General features: G+C 32.2%; 13 protein-coding genes and 4 pseudogenes. 12 read left to right on the plus strand and 5 right to left on the minus strand.

Going from position 1 to position 16886, the window contains the following annotated elements; genetic code table 11:
* Window position 1 precedes the first annotated feature (1 nt).
* The 6 genes and pseudogenes from DFR85_RS29010 to DFR85_RS29030 all read left to right on the plus strand — a co-directional run bounded on the left by DFR85_RS29010 (window position 2) and on the right by DFR85_RS29030 (window position 4527).
* A complete protein-coding gene (locus DFR85_RS29010) occupies window positions 2–1990 on the plus strand; it encodes a hypothetical protein (RefSeq protein ID WP_110271283.1) in 1989 nt (662 codons plus the stop codon).
* On the plus strand, window positions 1977–2507 hold the full coding sequence (locus DFR85_RS29015) for an RAMP superfamily CRISPR-associated protein (RefSeq protein WP_110271284.1): 531 nt from the start codon (window positions 1977–1979) through the stop codon (window positions 2505–2507). Before DFR85_RS29010 ends, DFR85_RS29015 begins: the two co-directional genes overlap by 14 nt.
* Entirely contained in the window at window positions 2491–2913 is a 423-nt protein-coding gene (locus DFR85_RS29020; protein ID WP_349290783.1) for an RAMP superfamily CRISPR-associated protein, read from the plus strand. The genes DFR85_RS29015 and DFR85_RS29020 overlap by 17 nt, the downstream gene beginning before the upstream one ends.
* A pseudogene (locus tag DFR85_RS32000) lies at window positions 2855–3324 on the plus strand (integrase); the annotation flags it as partial. The gene DFR85_RS29020 and the pseudogene DFR85_RS32000, both read left to right, overlap by 59 nt.
* A gap of 53 nt (window positions 3325–3377) precedes the next feature.
* Window positions 3378–3815 carry a hypothetical protein gene (locus tag DFR85_RS29025; protein WP_210433916.1) on the plus strand — a complete coding sequence of 146 codons (438 nt, stop codon included), beginning with the start codon at window positions 3378–3380 and terminating at the stop codon, window positions 3813–3815.
* Between the two features lie 172 nt (window positions 3816–3987).
* Window positions 3988–4527, plus strand: a complete 540-nt coding sequence (locus DFR85_RS29030; RefSeq protein WP_162582506.1) for an MFS transporter — start codon at window positions 3988–3990, stop codon at window positions 4525–4527.
* Between the two features lie 536 nt (window positions 4528–5063).
* On the opposite strand, the gene DFR85_RS29035 is transcribed toward DFR85_RS29030, so the two are convergent.
* Window positions 5064–6206: an MFS transporter gene (locus tag DFR85_RS29035; protein WP_110271286.1), complete on the minus strand. Its 1143-nt coding sequence runs from the start codon at window positions 6204–6206 to the stop codon at window positions 5064–5066.
* 438 nt (window positions 6207–6644) lie between these two features.
* On the opposite strand from DFR85_RS29035, the pseudogene DFR85_RS29040 reads away from it, so the two are divergent.
* Window positions 6645–7516 (plus strand): annotated as a pseudogene (locus DFR85_RS29040) (IS5 family transposase).
* A 185-nt stretch (window positions 7517–7701) separates the two neighbouring features.
* Here DFR85_RS29040 and csx1 (DFR85_RS29045) read toward each other — a convergent pair.
* A complete protein-coding gene (csx1, locus tag DFR85_RS29045) occupies window positions 7702–8958 on the minus strand; it encodes a CRISPR-associated CARF protein Csx1 (protein ID WP_162582831.1) in 1257 nt (418 codons plus the stop codon).
* Window positions 8959–9262: 304 nt separating this feature from the next.
* Between csx1 (DFR85_RS29045) and DFR85_RS29050 the strand changes: the two genes are divergently transcribed.
* From DFR85_RS29050 to csx1 (DFR85_RS29060), 3 genes and pseudogenes are all read left to right on the plus strand, one after another.
* The gene (locus DFR85_RS29050; protein WP_110271289.1) at window positions 9263–10501 is read left to right on the plus strand and encodes a spermine/spermidine synthase domain-containing protein; all 1239 of its coding nucleotides are present in this window, start codon (window positions 9263–9265) and stop codon (window positions 10499–10501) included.
* 538 nt (window positions 10502–11039) lie between these two features.
* Window positions 11040–11152 (plus strand): annotated as a pseudogene (locus tag DFR85_RS29055) (IS1 family transposase); the annotation flags it as partial.
* Between the two features lie 741 nt (window positions 11153–11893).
* Complete coding sequence (gene csx1, locus DFR85_RS29060; protein ID WP_110271291.1) at window positions 11894–13153, plus strand: CRISPR-associated CARF protein Csx1; 1260 nt, start codon at window positions 11894–11896, stop codon at window positions 13151–13153.
* Window positions 13154–13561: 408 nt separating this feature from the next.
* Here the strand turns inward: csx1 (DFR85_RS29060) and DFR85_RS29065 are convergent, their stop codons facing one another.
* Window positions 13562–13840, minus strand: a complete 279-nt coding sequence (locus DFR85_RS29065; RefSeq protein WP_162582833.1) for a hypothetical protein — start codon at window positions 13838–13840, stop codon at window positions 13562–13564.
* 459 nt (window positions 13841–14299) lie between these two features.
* Here DFR85_RS29065 and DFR85_RS29070 point away from each other — a divergent pair, with 459 nt between their 5' ends.
* Window positions 14300–15517, plus strand: coding sequence for a hypothetical protein (locus tag DFR85_RS29070; protein WP_110271293.1), 1218 nt, complete (start codon window positions 14300–14302; stop codon window positions 15515–15517).
* A gap of 397 nt (window positions 15518–15914) precedes the next feature.
* Here the strand turns inward: DFR85_RS29070 and DFR85_RS29075 are convergent, their stop codons facing one another.
* Complete coding sequence (locus DFR85_RS29075; protein ID WP_110271915.1) at window positions 15915–16307, minus strand: PIN domain-containing protein; 393 nt, start codon at window positions 16305–16307, stop codon at window positions 15915–15917.
* 55 nt (window positions 16308–16362) lie between these two features.
* Here DFR85_RS29075 and DFR85_RS32005 point away from each other — a divergent pair.
* Window positions 16363–16515, plus strand: a pseudogene (locus DFR85_RS32005) (RNA-guided endonuclease TnpB family protein); the annotation flags it as partial.
* Between the two features lie 40 nt (window positions 16516–16555).
* Here the strand turns inward: DFR85_RS32005 and DFR85_RS29085 are convergent.
* A complete protein-coding gene (locus tag DFR85_RS29085) occupies window positions 16556–16789 on the minus strand; it encodes a hypothetical protein (RefSeq protein ID WP_110271916.1) in 234 nt (77 codons plus the stop codon).
* Window positions 16790–16886: the final 97 nt, after the last annotated feature.

Consider the following 16886-nt stretch of genomic DNA (forward strand, 5'->3'; position numbering starts at 1 on the left):
TTTGTATAATTCTGAAGCGATCCACAACGTACATTATGGAAAAAAATACAATAATAAACCTCAGAACTTCATAGAGTGGATAATTGCTTATGCGGATAAAGCTAGTGCTTCCTCAAGGACTTTCTTACCAAGAAATAAAGAAGTATTTGAAAACTTTCTAGAATTTGCTGAGAAGCTCCAAGAACTTTACGATATAGGCAGTAAGGAGTACATAGAAGAAATAAAAAATAAGGTAGTGGAGAATGAAGAAGATAGCGAAGAGTTGAGGACTTATGGACTCATATCGCCAGATGAGAATAAGGCTATAAGTTTGGCTGAGAAGCTCATAAATGCAGAAAAAGATCTATGTGGAGGAAAGAATCTTTTGGCTTTTTATCATTTTGAAATTCCTAGCATAAAGTCGTATTTAAATAGAGGGAGAGAACTTTCAATTTATGCCGGATACAGTATAATGATAGACTCATTAATACATGATGCCTCAGATTATATTAAATCAAAAATAGGTAAGGAAGTAATTATAAGCGATGAAGGAGGATCTTTGTTGGCTATAGTCCCTTCATCATTTAATTCAAAGGAAATGATTAAGAGCTTAGATCTAAGTCCGTTTGAGACTTATAAGGAGAATTTCATGGAATTTAAGCTTGCAGAGGCTCACTTAGGCCCAGAAGAAAATTGGAAAAATTGGAGATCTGAAGATCCATACTTTAGAGATTCGCTAAGAGGATTTGGCACACTCATAAATAAGTTTCTAAGCTCTCCAGGTAAGATAAATAAAGTTAATAATAATAACGTAATTCCTATTGATAAATTATGTAATAAATGTAAGATAAACTATGCTAAAGACGGAAAAGAATGCGAAAGTTGCAAGAAAGCTGAGCTTTTCTACAAGACCTTTACCTCAATGTCCAGGAACAAGAGTGCCGATCCTCAAATCTCAGAGAAAATTAAAAGATTAAGAATCTATAAACTCGTTGAGGAAATACAGGAAAGAAATGAAGAAAAAATATTAGTAAAAGTATGGGATACTGTAGATGATTTAAACAAGGACTTTAATGGAAATGAAGTAGAATTGAAAAAGAGAAGATACCCTGTGGTGATGGTAGGTGACGGAGACAACTTCGGACAGTTAAAGTCTAGTGTTACTACACTTACACAATACCTGGAAATAAATAGATTCTTTACCTACATGACGTATTATTCAATTTTCTACGCATTAGAGAAAACCGCAATAAACTTCTATAAGCATTTTAGCTCACCCGTAATAGAGTTTCAACCAATATTGCTAGGTGGAGACGACTTTTCATTAATACTCACCTCTCAAGAACTTATTCCTTTCCTATATTATATGGACGAAGCGCTAGTAAAGATTGGTGGAAGAGTTGATAAAGATTCTCAAAAGAACTATGCAGACGCCGCAGAGATGATATCAAGTAAAAAGCCATATCAATGGTTCGGAATTTCAATAGGAGCTTATATTTATAAGAATACCGCGTATCCGATATTCTTAGCTAGAGAAGATGCAGAAGAGTTAGAACACATATCAAAAAACGTGTCTAAAGGAGTATTCCAGGGCAAGTATTTTGGTTCAGAAGTAATAGTCACTATAATGGATGAGAAATCGAAAGGCTTACTCGAGAAAATTAAGGAAAAGAATGGCATATGTATCCTTGGTAACAATATGAGAAACATATATGAGACTATATTAAAGTTTGAAAACTCAGGTATCTCTTCGAAGAAGATCTTGGATTACATTAAACTAGAAGGAGATAAGATAAGAATATTTTATGATGTAGCGAGAAATAACTCAGAGTCATTAGAGATAGTAATGGAGACAATTAGCAATGCTATTAGAAACGGATACGATATAGAAGGTTACCTGGTATTATTAGGCACGCTAATGAGTAGTCTCGAACAGAAAAATTTTGAAGGAAAGGAGTATTATAAGACTCCGTGGGAAAACATAGGGGTGATTCAAAATGAAAGCCTATGAGAATACCTTGAAAGTTAATAACTTACGAGGGCATATTAACAACGCTAGTATAGATAATTATGATGTAGATTTAAGGGCTATGTTGATAGAATACGATGATAAGGTTTATGTAATTCCAGGTTCTAGTATAAGAGGACTTATAAGAAAAAATATGAAGATATTAAATTGCAATACCTCAGTATTAGGCTCTGAATTTGGAGAGAAAAGCGAGATGTCAAAGGTAATAGTAGGTTGGGGGTACATTACCGAAAAGAAAAAGAAGAAAGTGCGGTACGGGATAAAAGTGGATAAAGAAATAGGAATAGTAGAAAAGGGAGCCTTATTCTCTTATGAGATAATACCTTCAAATATAGAAATAAGGTTCGACATAACTCCCTTGGTTGAGCTATCAAAAGAGGAAAGAGAATGCTTAAGTAAGGCCATGCTGTTAATGAAATACTCAACAATAGGTTGGGGAGGAAGTAAAGGAATAGGAATAGTAGAGGAGGTGAGCGTAGATGATGCATTACTTAGTTAAGGTAAAAAATGAAACTCCTTTAGTAATAAACTATTCATCAGGAAATTATTATAGATCTTTAGATTATATCCCTTCTTCAACAATTATTGGGGCCTTGAAGGCTAGAAAGTTAGCACAGGATAAGATATGGGGAGGAGAGGAGAAAAAAGAAGTCGAAATAAACTTGCATGTAACTGACGCTTATCCATCAATTCGTCAAGAAAAGTATCTTAATCCATCATCATTAGTTACATTATATAAGAAAAACGAATCTGACGCTTATTTCTTAGACGGTGTAAAAACAATTATTGAGACTTATCAAGGAAAGAAAAAGTGGGGAGAAGAAATAATAAGACTAAAGAAAGGTCCTAGGAATAGACCAAGTGGACTTAACAAATCGAATTATACGGATAGGGAAGGTGAGTAAAACAAAGAGGGCTTACATAACATTTATCCATAAGACTACCGTAGAGTGGTTAAAGGAAACGTATCTTCCATACCGTGAACAATTTATAAGAAGATATATGAACTCCATTAAGGCTTTTAATGTTAACATAGAGGAATGGAAGTCTAAGCTTTTTCCGTTCGATGAGAACGACATAAGGACTGAGATTAAGATAGCAATGAGGAAAGTGTTAGGGAGAGAATTTCGCTTATACGATTTACGCTCATTCTTTGCCAGTTACATGGTGAAACAAGGGGTTAGCCCCTCGTTGTGAATTTGTTACAAGGTAGAACACCTCCTCAACAGTTTCAAATACTTCAAGAACATTACCTTAACCTATCGGAAAAGGAATTACAAGAGGTATACGATAAATGCGCCCCGAGGCTATTGTAATACGTAATACTAATGAAAGGCTATATCTCACATGTACTTAATTATAATATATAATGAGTTTAAGTTGGAACAGTATAATAAATGGTATAAGGAATGTGTTAGCGACAAGTTATAAGCTAACAAGAACCGGATTTACAGATCTGTACACAGACGCAGCAGCGTTAGGAAGAGAGACTGGAGACTTAATTTTTAAACACAAATTAATACCTTTCTCTCAGGCAATACAAGACGTAGAGAATCAAAGCGTAAAAGAGACACCGATTTTTAGTCCTCTTTCAAACTTAGGTATACGAAAAGGCTCTCAGTTGTTTAATGCTCAATCAAGTCTTACCACGAATTTCATACCTATAATAGGGAGTTTCGGGCATTTAGCCGATCACCCTAATGAGCCTTTGCCTCAAAAGATCTCAGATATAGCCTTTGGTATTCTCGATATACCCGGTGTGATCGAGTTAGCAGATACTTGTAGAGCCATATTAAGAGGGGGCTGATGAGCTAAGCCAATTAGGGAGAATAGCGGAAAGGTTAGGAAAAAGTAAAGCTTTCAATTTCTCTCTACTCGCTATCGGGTTAGGCTCTTCCTTAATTCCAGGCTCTAGAGAAACGCCTTCGAGGACTGCAGTAATTCAAGGTCTTAAGCCAATAATACAAACCATAGGCGTCATGATAGGATTCTGGGTAATGATATATGCTGGTCCTCAATTCGTACCAGTGCTTTTAGGAACTGTAATGAAGTTGCCTCCAACTGTCTACGGTCCATTGGCTCTGTTCATGAACCTAATAGGAATACCCTCAATGGTAATTTCGGGTGCTCTGTCCGACAAGATAGGTAGAAGAAGCATGGAAATAATAGGAGCCATGTCTTCAATAATCGTTTCAGCAATCCTCTACTTGGGCGTACAAGCTGGGTTTCCGTTACTTTACGCTATACTCATATTCGGCTTTGGAATAAATCTACCATCTGCAATATCGCCAGCTTATTTATCGGAGAGGTTCACCACAATTAGCAGAGCAACAGGGGTTGGGTTCTCCTATAATGGGGTATTCATAGTTGCAGGTTTTTCATCTATTTACATTTCGCTGTTAAGCAGAGTTAATTCGCCTTATATATCTGCATTTATAATAGTGACTGCAGGAGCTATCATATCAATTATGTCTCTGCTGGCAGGACCAGAAACGCTAAGGATTCTCAACTTAAGATAGAGCAATCTTAATTTTAATACTTTTATATAAATAACTGGGGATTTCAACGACTTAACATCTTATGTATATTATATATTAAAATCAGATATTTATTAATAACAGTAAGATAATATATAATGTTATACATTTAACAAACTAAGTAATTTAGGAATTAATTTAACGTTTTAGACATCCGTTTATTAGGGTGTTTACCCATGGCGTAACTTATCCTGATTCCGCGACTTGCATTCCTCTTAAGGGATCGTCCATAGTCACCTTCAGATCATTGAGACTAGTCGAGAGAAACACCCTACCTTCTCATGTAACTTTTCACTCCTATCCTCATGATTAGATCCGTCATCAAGCTGAAGATCGTCAAAAGAAAAAAGTATAAGTAATAGTATATAAACGTAGTTTAATCAAAACTAATTTAGAAGTAATTAAAAATAACTAGTAGTTACGTAAAAGAGTTACAGCCTATCATGAAAATAGTGAACTTTAGAATCTTTGTTCTCCCTGGAAGTTAAAGAAGATAGCTAACTAAACCTTTTAAAGAATTAATTTAATTTTATAAATAGTAAAAGTAATGAAGAACTTACTGATAATATGATAAAGGTTAGTATACCGTAAAATATACTTATATTTATAAATAAGCCTATTATTAAAGGTACTATTATAAATATTATATAGTGGAAGAATAAATTTACTGAGTTAACTAAATTCTTCTCCTTAACGTCTTTAAATTCTCTCGCTATAACTAAATTAGATAATGGTAATAATAATCCGTGAGGAATTCCTAAGAGTATAATTCCTATGAGTAAATATATTGGATTTCCAATCATTAAAAGCATAGATCCACCGATTGTTAGTACCATGCTATATAGCTTCATATTTTCTTCATTTGTATTATATTTATAAATAAAATATCTGGATAAGAAGGATACTATAAGATATGTAAAAAAATATAAGAAGCCTAAGGAAACATTAAGATGATAATAATACTTGGCTAACAACGCCAGATAAACGTTAATAAACGCTATAGGTATATCATAAGGCAAGCTAATTAAATTCGCAATCCATAGCTTTCTATTAAACAATACTTTAAGAGATAAGATAAGATTATTACTAGAACTATAGAATTTGTAGTAGTAAAAATATATATTATAAATATTAATCATTGATAATATTATCAACAGTAAGCTAATAACTCCTAAGCGTGTGGATATCGCTTCTAATATAGTGCTAACAACTGCACCTAGACTTAAGCCAATATTATATATTTTAAGTAGCTTGGTGTTAACATTTTGTTCGTTAGCAATGCTGGATGCAATAGTAGTCATGGATGGTATTATAACGCCAAAGGATAGTCCAGCTAAAATTAATGATATAAAGAAAATATTCAAATTATTTATATTAAGCAAAATTAATGATATAGATAGAAACAAGAATGATAAAATCAAGATCTTCTTTGAGTAAATCAGATTAACTGAGAACATAGAAATTATTATTGAGACTAACACTAAAGATTCTGTTAATCCTAAGTCTTCTAGCGGGATATGATATTCAAATTTAGCAATTACTGGAGATAGTGTAAGTATTATATTATTAATTGCCCTTGAGATTAGGGCAGTTATTAACACAGATGTTAAAATGAAAGTGTATTTATTGCCCATAGCTTTTTTTACCTCTAGATGTGTCATATTTTAATATGTATAATTACCGCTTTTGAGGCAGACTTTTTGATAGTAATATCCTTTTGGAATATTATATTCTAATAAATGTAATAACTTATGCAAATAACAAGATCTAATTTTAAGTCCCCTATACGATAATAGATTATTACCTATGATTTCAAATTCGTAAATATTATTTTTAGTATATATTACTAATTTATCACTATCTATATATATATGCTTTGTATCAAGTTCGTATAATCTTTGGAAAATTTTAATCAGATTAAATATATTGATTTTAAATGATTTTTCGCATATATTTATCTCCATTGTTATCCTTAACTAATAATAGAGAAGTTTTTAAGTTTTATCGTTGTTTTTACGTTGTGGATCGCTTCAGAATTATACAAAAATTTTTAAGTAATTATGCAGAGTATTACCCATGGAAAAGAAGAACACTAGGGATTGGAGTACGATGAGAACGTGGTAACAAGATATAAGCTAATGTTCCCCTTCTACGTCTTCGAACACTGGTGGGAATTACTCCAGGAAGAGAACAGGTATGCTAAGACCAAGTACAAGGCACCAAAGGAGTTCAACGACTTCCTAGCATTCCTGCACTTGTTCTTACCCTACAGAGCAATAGAAGGAGTACTAAGCGCACTAGCAGAAATGAAGATAATACCGACAAGCCTAGATTAACAATATGGGAAAGGGTAAGAAACATGAATATTAATTTCCCTGAAGCAAGTGACGAACTTGAAGTAATAGCTGATGGTACTGGAATAAGCACAACAAGAGGAGGACAATACGTAGTAGCAAAGTGGGGCAAAAGGAGGGATTCAAAATTCCTTAAGATTGAAGTAGTTATGGAGAAGGACGAGTTCAAGATAGTAAGCGCTGAGGTGACGAGTAATGAGGCCGAATCTGCTTCAAATACTGTAAAGGACTTGAAGGAAAAGGGTAAGGAAGTTAAGAGGTTCTATGGCGATAAGGCTTATGATACTAACGAGATTTATAATCTTGGTGTTGATGTTGTTGTTCCTCCTAGGAAAGACGCTTCTACTAGGCGTGGTCATCCTGCTAGGCGTAAGGCTGTGCGCGAGTTCAAGAAGTTGGGTTATGAACGTTGGCGGGATGAGAAGGGTTATGGTAATAGGTGGTTGGTTGAATCCTTGTTCTCAGCGGTTAAGCGTACTTTTGGTGAGTCTGTTAGGGCTACGAGTTTTGCTGGTCAAGTTGTTGAGGCTAAGCTCAAGTTTTGGGCTTATGCTTGGATGATGTACATGGCCAACCTTGTTGTTGGTCGAGCTAAGGGCTTTGAGGTCAAGAAGTAGTATAGTAAATTATTTAGGAGAGATATTATTTTCTATAGAAAACATATTTTTACTGTATCATCCTATTGAAATATATTGAACGAACCCACAAAGCAGTATAATTCTGAAGCGATCCACAACGTAAGTTTTTGATGAATGTTTAAAAAATGAATTTATCGGCATCTTACAATCTTCCTATTTTGATTTTAACTAAGAAATGACTCAATTTTATCTAGCTTATCGTTACGATACCTTAACTCTCCAGTATCGCAATTGACTTCTACAAAAGCACCTGGTAATCCTGCATGCGCAAAGAAAGTCCTTTCATCTGGATCGCTAGAAACGTTACCTTTAAGGATATTACTTAAGGGATTCCAAGAACCTTTACAGTTCTCTTGAATAGAATCGGAAACACTCTTAATCTCGTTCTGAACTATAACGTTCAACATTGGGTTAATTTTATAGATATCGACTTTTTTGTTCAATTCGTCTAATTTTACTTGACTTTTCTTGTCTATATTGGAAACCTTCTTTATCATTTCTGCAACAACAAATGATTCGAAACCACGAGCAAATGAAAAATGAGGAATTACAGTTATTCTTGATGAATCATTTCTTATATCAATATTATTCTTGAAAAAGTCTACAGCAAAGTTTACGCGTTGGTCAAAATCATCCGAGAATGTATAGGCTGCAAGTAATGCTCCTTTATTAATGGCGTTAATGAAATATTTTGGGTTTGTACAGGATTTTTCATTTTTCATTTTTTTATGTAGTTCTTTTCCTAGCTTACTCTTCTCTTCTGCAGAATCTGAGTAAGGACGTAAAATACTATCGCTATAGCTAGGATAAACGAAAGAAGGTTGTATCTCTTTCTCTAATACTACATTAATATTGAGATCAGGAAATGGAGGTGATTTCCAACCTGGCGGATACGGATCTGAGTTAACTACTTTAATTTTACTATTATTAACTAGAGAATAAATATCCAATATTAAATTTACAGCATTAAATGTAAGGTATCCCATGTAATTTATACCGTGTGTTAAATCTAGAATAACTTCTACGTCTCCTTCTATTTCCTCGAATATTCTTGCTAGTTTATAAAGAATATATGCATAAAAATTGTATATTTCTCCTTTGAAATCTAGTGTCTTATCTTTCTTGGAGTCTTTCTTGGAGTAAAATACTCCTGGAGAAATAATTTTCTCAAAGTCATTGATCTCTTTTACTTTATTTTCTATAATTTTTATTGATTCCTTTTGAAGATCTTCGAAGGTATTTCCAGTGTCAGCTAATGTATATTGTCCAATCAATATTTTCTTGTCAAGTTCTTCTTTATCAATTAAAATAGAAGATGCAAAGTTACTTGTTTTTTTATAATTATTATAATGATAGTTTGCCTCATGATAGTTGGTTGGATCGCCTATTAGTGAAATTAAAATTTTCTTGATTTTTGACATAACCATAATATAAGGAGATTTCCTTAATATTTTTATATAAAGATGTAGATAACTTAGAAATTTATCAAAATTATGGAGAGCTTCCCTAAGCATAATAATTAAACTAATATTTTTCTTTATAAATAGATTACCTGAATTTATAATGGAACAGTGAAATCTCCATAGTTCCTTATTCCAATTTTTAGAATTTAAACAATCTTTTTGGATAGTAGTGATAAAATAGCAGAGTAAGTACATTTTTACAGTTTTCATATTCAAAAAAACACGAAAGGTTAATAAATTAGAGTTAGAAAAATAAAAAGTAATGGGAGGAGCACCAGTAGGTATTAAAATAAAAATTCCCATAGAACATGAAGAGGAAAACAATAAGAGTGAATGTAGTCATATACAGATCAACCTACTGCAGACAAATTATGGTCTGACGCTCATAATTGATGGTCATATACAGTTTGCTGAGAAAGACGAATATATTTATCATGAGGCCTTGGTTCATCCAGCAATGGCTTTAGCAGGAAACCTTGAGACTGTATTAATAATTGGTGGAGGAGACGGATTAGCTTTGAGAGAAGTTTTGAAATGGAAAAGCGTTAAGAAGGTTTACTTAGTTGATATTGACTCTTGCGTAGTAGAAATGGGTAAAAATATTCTACAAGGGCTAAATTGCAACGCATTCAGTGATCCAAGAGTAGAAGTTGTCATAGATGATGGAAGAAGATTTCTAGAGAACAGTACACAGAAGTTTGACGTTATAATAATTGACTCTACTGATCCTACAGGTGATGTAAACTCTTGCAGACTTTTCACTCTCTCGTTTTATGAGCTTGTAAAGTCAAGATTGAATAAAGTTTTAGTTACCAATGCTGGACAATATGGTTCTAAGGAGTTTCAGAGAATATATTTTACAATATCCAAAGTGTTCCATTATGCTAAAGGTTATTCGGTAAATGTTCCAAGCTTTGGTACTGTTTGGGGATTTGTTATAGCTTCGCCATCCATTACCTACTATCAAGGTAATCTCCCTGAAAGCTTAAAGTTTGTCAATCATGATTTTATTTACTATGTTAATGAAAGCTATCCTATAATTAATATTCAGGAAGTCATAACTGAGGAAGATCCTATTGAAGTTCAATCATTTTATGGAGTTCCTCTAGAAGATGAAGAAAAGATAATAAGAGATTTTAACTCAAAGTCTTACGTTGTCGGCGTTACAAACAAGAGGGTAATAATAGGTGACAAAAATTCAGGTAAATTTACTACTGTTGTACCTAATAAAGTAAGATCAATCACTTTAAACGAAAAAGGTATACCTTTATCAACAATAATTGCATTCTATTTAATTTTACTAATAGTATTTGAAATAATATTAATCTCCATTCATTATTACCTTGTGGGATTTCTTGAGTTAGTATTAGTCGCTGTAGTCGGAATTCCCTTGAGTATATATTTAGCCAAAAATTATACGGAAATAAACGACACGATTAAAATACCTGATGAAAATAAGGAAATATATGATACCATAGTGAAGGTGTTTAACATAAAGTGATATTTTAAAAGAACGCTCTGGATTTTCCTGCACCTATGTATCTTCAGTATTTATTGTTCTGACTAACTTCATGCAGTTAAACTACTATTCAAGGTCATAAAACTAGTGTTTCTCAATCAGACGAGGAAGGAACCTTCTCGATAGTCTGTTCCAAGTGCAAATAATTGAATAAATACTGATAGAGTGAAATCATGTGCTATTCAATTAAAAAATAATAAGGAAATTATACCTTTCAGAATAATAGAAGATTCATGATTTATTATAATTAAAAATATCTGATTATAAAGAAAAACAATTTTAAACATACTCCGCTAGTCTAGTTAACACTAGTATTTTCAAAAAGTTTATAGACTAGTATTACTAAATCGAATTATTTAAGATTTAGTTTAGACTTACGAAGAAGAGAAATATATATTAAGGAAAGAATTCTCACAGTAAAGACGCATATAGTTTACAGTATGAAAGAAATAGAAGTTGCAAGAGCCTTGACCAAGGAATACTCAACAGTGATATTACGGATGAACAAATATAGGAGTGAATGGGTGATTATAGTCTTGTCTTATTGAGCGTTATGTACCCTGTAATTCAAGGGAGAGGACTCCCTTGAATGAGGCTTACTTGAAGGGAGTACAGAATATTAGAGAGATTTGATATAATTTTTCTAAACAATATCGAATAAGATGACTGCATTAGAACATTTTCAATAGAATCGCACAAGATTATTATAAAAATACACATAGATTTTATTATTTAGATAATCGATATTTAGCATAATTTCTTCATTTCCGAGTTTTACTCTGAGTCTTTCAGTTAATCCATTTTTTGTGTTATCCCCGTTTTTAACAATGTCCAGTTCTAATTTTAATTAATAGTGCCAAAAGATCTCCTATGTAAATTACTTGTTTATCCAATAAGGAATAACATATTGAGTCCGTCCTACATGATTTACAGATTATGTTAAAATCTGTATATATCTTTGTTCTATTATTTCTCCAGATATATCTAATAATAGAACATCTCCCTCAAACGACCACACTTCTTGAAGACTGTTTGGCCTATGATTAATCGGGAACGGTACATATTTGATTAATTTACATGAATAAGATAGTTTTGGAGATGGACAGAGTAAGTCAATAGCCATATTAATCTTATAAAGAAATAGGAACCTGACTTTAAATGTATTAAACCACATTATTTTTCAAAACTTTTCCCACAAAGCTACTTTGTGGATCTGTTCAATTTTTCTAAGAGACTACATTAAACTTACTTTTAATTCTACTGCAGATTTAGAATTTATACTGAAGAAGTGAGTTTAGAGCCTAAGAAAATTCAACTAGCCCACAAAGCAACAAAGCGAGCAAGATATTTATAGAGTATAAACTATTAATTTTTATGAAGCTACTCTTTGCTCCAATAGGAGATCCTAAAAACTATGATGAAGTAACATATACAATAGATTCAAAATCTTTCAAAACTAACGCTAGTTTTATGGCCATTGAACAGGCTCTTAACTTGGATAAAACAATAGTATATGCTGGTCTTAGCTTATGCGATATCTCAAAGTATAAGGACTATACTAGTTGCTCAAATGATATTTCAACCTTTGTAAAAAATAAGTTGCAATTAAATAATGAAACTGTTATTGTAGCTCCAAATATTTATGGAAATAAATTTATTCAAATTGATAGAAAAAATACACTTTATTTTAATTTTATTTATTATAATACTCTTAATATTCTTAATCGTGAGAAACCAGACGAGATATACATTGACGTAACTCATGGGATAAATTACATGCCTTTACTTGCAACAGATGCTATAAAATTAGCAACTTATACTTATATAATTGAAAAGAATACAATAGACCTAACGATTTTTAACTCTGAGCCTATAATGTCACGTAATCCTGGTCCATATAACATTGATAAGGTATTTACAGAGAAACTTAATGTTAGACAAGCTTTACTTTCAGTTTTAATGCCTTTCCTATCTAAAGAAAATAAGAATAATATTACGAATAAAGTTTTAAAGGAAATAATGAACTGTGATACTGATTTAATTTACTCTAACGCTAATGCTTTATTTTCTGGTATATTTGCATTTTTAATACTTTCTAGAAAAGAAATAGAAGAATGCGTGAAAAGTATTGAACAAAAGATTGGAATTTTAGATTATAATAACTTCAAAGTCAATATTGAAATTAGCGACAGTCTAGTTTATAAAGATAAAATGCCTATAGAACTCAGTTATTTGCATTCATTATTAACTATCATAGGAAAAATAATTAGTAACCTACCCGACGATTCATGTGTTAAAATTAACGATATCAAAAAACTGGCAAAAAAATTCTCTATATCTGAAACAATATCATCATTAGTTTTGAGCGAAATTGATAGCATAAACAAAAAGAAAAACATTAATGAAAATCCTCAGCTATTGGCCGATATTGAAGCTCAATGTAAACATAATGAAAGATCTGAAGAGAAATTGGCTACCATGGAATCCAAAAAATCTATTTGCCAGCCTAATGAGAGAAATCTATTTGCACACGGAGGGTTTGAACAAAACGTTACTTACTTGTGGAAAAAGAATGAACAAATATGCATGAGCTATCTCGAATGCAAACAAAATGTAAAGGATCATCTTAAATAATCAATTTTCCTTCAAATATTAAATATCATAAGATAATGCTAATTTTGGACACTTTAGTTGCTAGACTAATAATCAAATCTAATGTTCTATAATTTATGTTAATTGGAAAATGGTACCTTAAGTATAACATTATTTCTGAGAAAAATTGAAGTAATACATAAAGCAGAGGAAAGTTAATTTTTCAAAATTTTGTGTAGATGTGGTATAGTTCTTTGCTATATAGTTTATAAATACGTTTTTTATTGGTAGTTTTTACGTTTTGTATTACATGTATTAAGTATATATATAAGTGATTTTTACGGGAAAAGAGATGTTTTACAACGAAAAATCTATTAAAGCCTAGTAGGTAGAATTTCATTTTTCATTATTTTGATTTTTAAGAATTTATCCAAAAACATTTCTAGCAAATTAGAAAGCATGCTTTTTATCATGCAAATCCTTAAGCATTTCAGTGTACATTTTCTCATACTTGTCAATGTGAAGAACTATTGCCCTTTTACACTTTAAGAAATACTTATCGGTAGTTACAATATAGCCGTTAATTAGTTGAGCGTAAATCATTATTTGATGGTCATATTTATAGGGAGTGATGAAAGGATAATAACCCAAATATTTAACCCTCCTTCTACACCACCTATAAAATCCTTTTATTGAAAGGTCAAAGATCAGAGGGATTCCCTCGTGCAAATTTCTACTATAGGAATTACGACCGACTGTTCCCAGTTTGCGAGGCTTGGAGTCTGAACTACTCACAGGGAATCCCAAATTTTATTGTGAAGGATACATTATAAACTTTTAAGGGTTTTTGATTTAATACTTTCAGCCCTCATTTTATCCATTTTCTGAATTCTATGAATTATTTACATTTTTCGTCTTCTAATCATTTTCCAGATCATGAATATCCGTGGAATTGAAAGATTAGTCTTAGAAAAGGTAATAAAAAGTTCTCTAATTGCTGATTTCTAACTAGTTTCGAAAAGTTTTAGTGCAGTTTTTTCATTTCTTAATTCATAAGTATTCTATGGAAATACTAGCGTTCCTCTTTAACTTAAGATTTTTCATTTTTTAGAAATGAATAACATTGAGCTTAATACCCTAAATGAGATTATCATTCTAATTTTTAAATGTTTATAAAGAAAATAATATATGAAATGTGCAGTAATCCCTATAAATAGGTCAGATTTCACTTTCGAAAGTTCCTTCTCGTCTATAGTTAGGACTTATGAACTCTTTAAGCCCGAGAAAATTCTTATACTTTACGCAGATTTTAATGACGTTCACTTACAGAAATTAAAAGATCTTTTAGATGAATTAAAAGGTAAAGGAATTGATATAAAATGCGTTAAGTTAACTATGGAAAGTTTTGAAGATTTCAAAAAACTTATTGAGGAAGAAACTAAGGGATGTGAGAAAACCTATCTTGTTCCGACTTCTGGAGCAAATATAGTCGCAGTTTATTTAACCCTACTTCATTCTCAAATTCATCCTTTAGTTAATTACCTCTTTTCCTTCGGATCTTGGATTAGGTATTATTATCCCTTTGTTCCTAGAAGTTTAGAGAACGTTCTAATATTGGGAGATAAGAAACCTAACACTGTAAATCTGGATCTTAATTTAGATAGTTATTTGGATGATACTGTCTTCACAAGAATAATTGAGATGGGTGCAGAGAAACTGAATAAAAAACTTTCAATCGAGAACGATGATTTGTATTTAAAACTTAAAGGAAAAGAAATACTAAGCACCGATCATCCAAATTATAATAAAACACTAAAGGAACTATCGATAATTTTCGATCATGCCCAAAATATTCTCACTCTTTCTGGCGCTTACGACATAATTGTCGACGATAAAAAAATTGAGGATATATCCTACGGTAGAACTCTCATAATTGACACTAACCTAATATATTATGGAATTCACAGTCACGAAATAAGAGATATAGTAATTCCATATTGCGTTCATAATGAGGTTTTATTTAACGTTAATAAGAAGGAGTCCTTTAGCGATGCCCTATTTTACGTATATGATTCATTACGTGAAAAAAGCAGAATGATACCAAGCGAGTCTACTATTTGTGACGTTGCAATACCTAAAATAGAGCCTGATCTAATTAGAGGATCCTTAGTAGTAACCGCAGATAAGTGGGCTTACGAAAGATGGAAAAAATTGGCCATTAGCTCCTACACTGATTTAAAGTTGGCACACCTTGGGAAAGAAAGGAAGGATTACGTAAATGTGAGTAACGTAATATTCAATCTTGCTGCAATACTTTGCTTAATGAAAACCTCTGAAATCGAAGTATGTTGGAAGAGTAACGGCTGTGTAAAAATAGATTGTAAGGACGGTGTAAAAATAGATTAGATCCTCTATTTTTATTAAATAAGAAAAAATATTTTAAACAATGTCATATTTTTGAATCTAAGAAAAATTAGCTCATTAAACGGAAAATTTGAGTCATAAAGTTTTCTTTGCCAATTCACTTTATTTCTATAATCAGAGAGAAAATATTACTACTTTATCGTCAAATACGTTTTCGTTAGTATTTCGGGAAAGTTCTTAGCCATTTAAAGAGTACAAATGAGAGATAACAAGCTAACTTAGTAAAACTACTAGTTTATGTGGTAATTTAATTGAATATTTCTCTCAATTGTCTATTATTCCAATTCACAATAGAGCCGTAAATTGCCCGAGGCTAAACCGTGAGCATATTTTCTTATTGTGGAGTTAAAAATCCTTATTAGTAATAAAAGGATTTAAACTAGTTAATAAATTCTACAACCTCATTTACACCTATAAGTTCCTTTTCCCTTCTGAAGAGAGCTTTTGCGCTAAGGAATTTAGCAGTTCCTATAGCGGAACAATCAGCTAAGGAAATGGAATACTTGCACTTGCATTCTGAGGTATACTTTAAAATTCTAGGTTTTACTCCTACTATCTCATAGTATCCGGATTTTATTACATCTTTAACTATTTTTTCTGCTTTCATTCTTCCCAACTTTCTGCAAAGCACGTAATACACTTCAGCAAGGTTCACTACACTGACGTATGCGGTTACTTCTTGGTTAAGTACTTTGTTATAATACTCTCTGAATTCGCCGTTGTTAGCAGTTTCAGATAAACCGTAAAGTTTGTATGTTTTAATGGAAAACATAAATACAGTCACACCAGATGGGTGGAAATATCACGACGAGGTGTGACGTTAAAAATTAAAGATGTGCGGGTTTCCCCGCATCTGTGATATTCCGGGGGTATGGGTTGGGGTTATCCAGCTAAAGGGGCGGATGGGTAACGGGTTTCCCCGTGACTCTGGTGAAGCCCAAGGGCTGAGGATTGATATTAAATATTATGAAATCCTATGAAGCCCAAACCCCTTCTAGAAAGGAGAGAATTACTCCAGTATCAAGCACTACTTTTTTCATCTTCTTTACGTCCCTTCAATAATTCTTCATATAAGTTTTCTCCTTTTGCTATTCCAAAAAGCTCTTCAGCAAGCTTTCTATTCTTAAGCTTTCTCTCAATTAAATGGTTTATTGCCTCGTCATAGGAAACTTTTCTTCCTAATTTCTTTTCAAGCATTCCAGCAATTTTAGTAAGTTTCTTCTTAGTTTCTGGTTTTACTTTTATGCTTTCCATATTTTCTACCTTTTCCACTAAGTATATAAAATTACTTTCACTTATATCAAGCGTTCCTAATGTTAGTATTTATTTTAACAAGGGCGTTCAGTAATAA

Source organism: Acidianus brierleyi (assembly GCF_003201835.2).
In the GTDB taxonomy this organism is placed as follows: Archaea; Thermoproteota; Thermoprotei_A; order Sulfolobales; family Sulfolobaceae; genus Aramenus; species Aramenus brierleyi.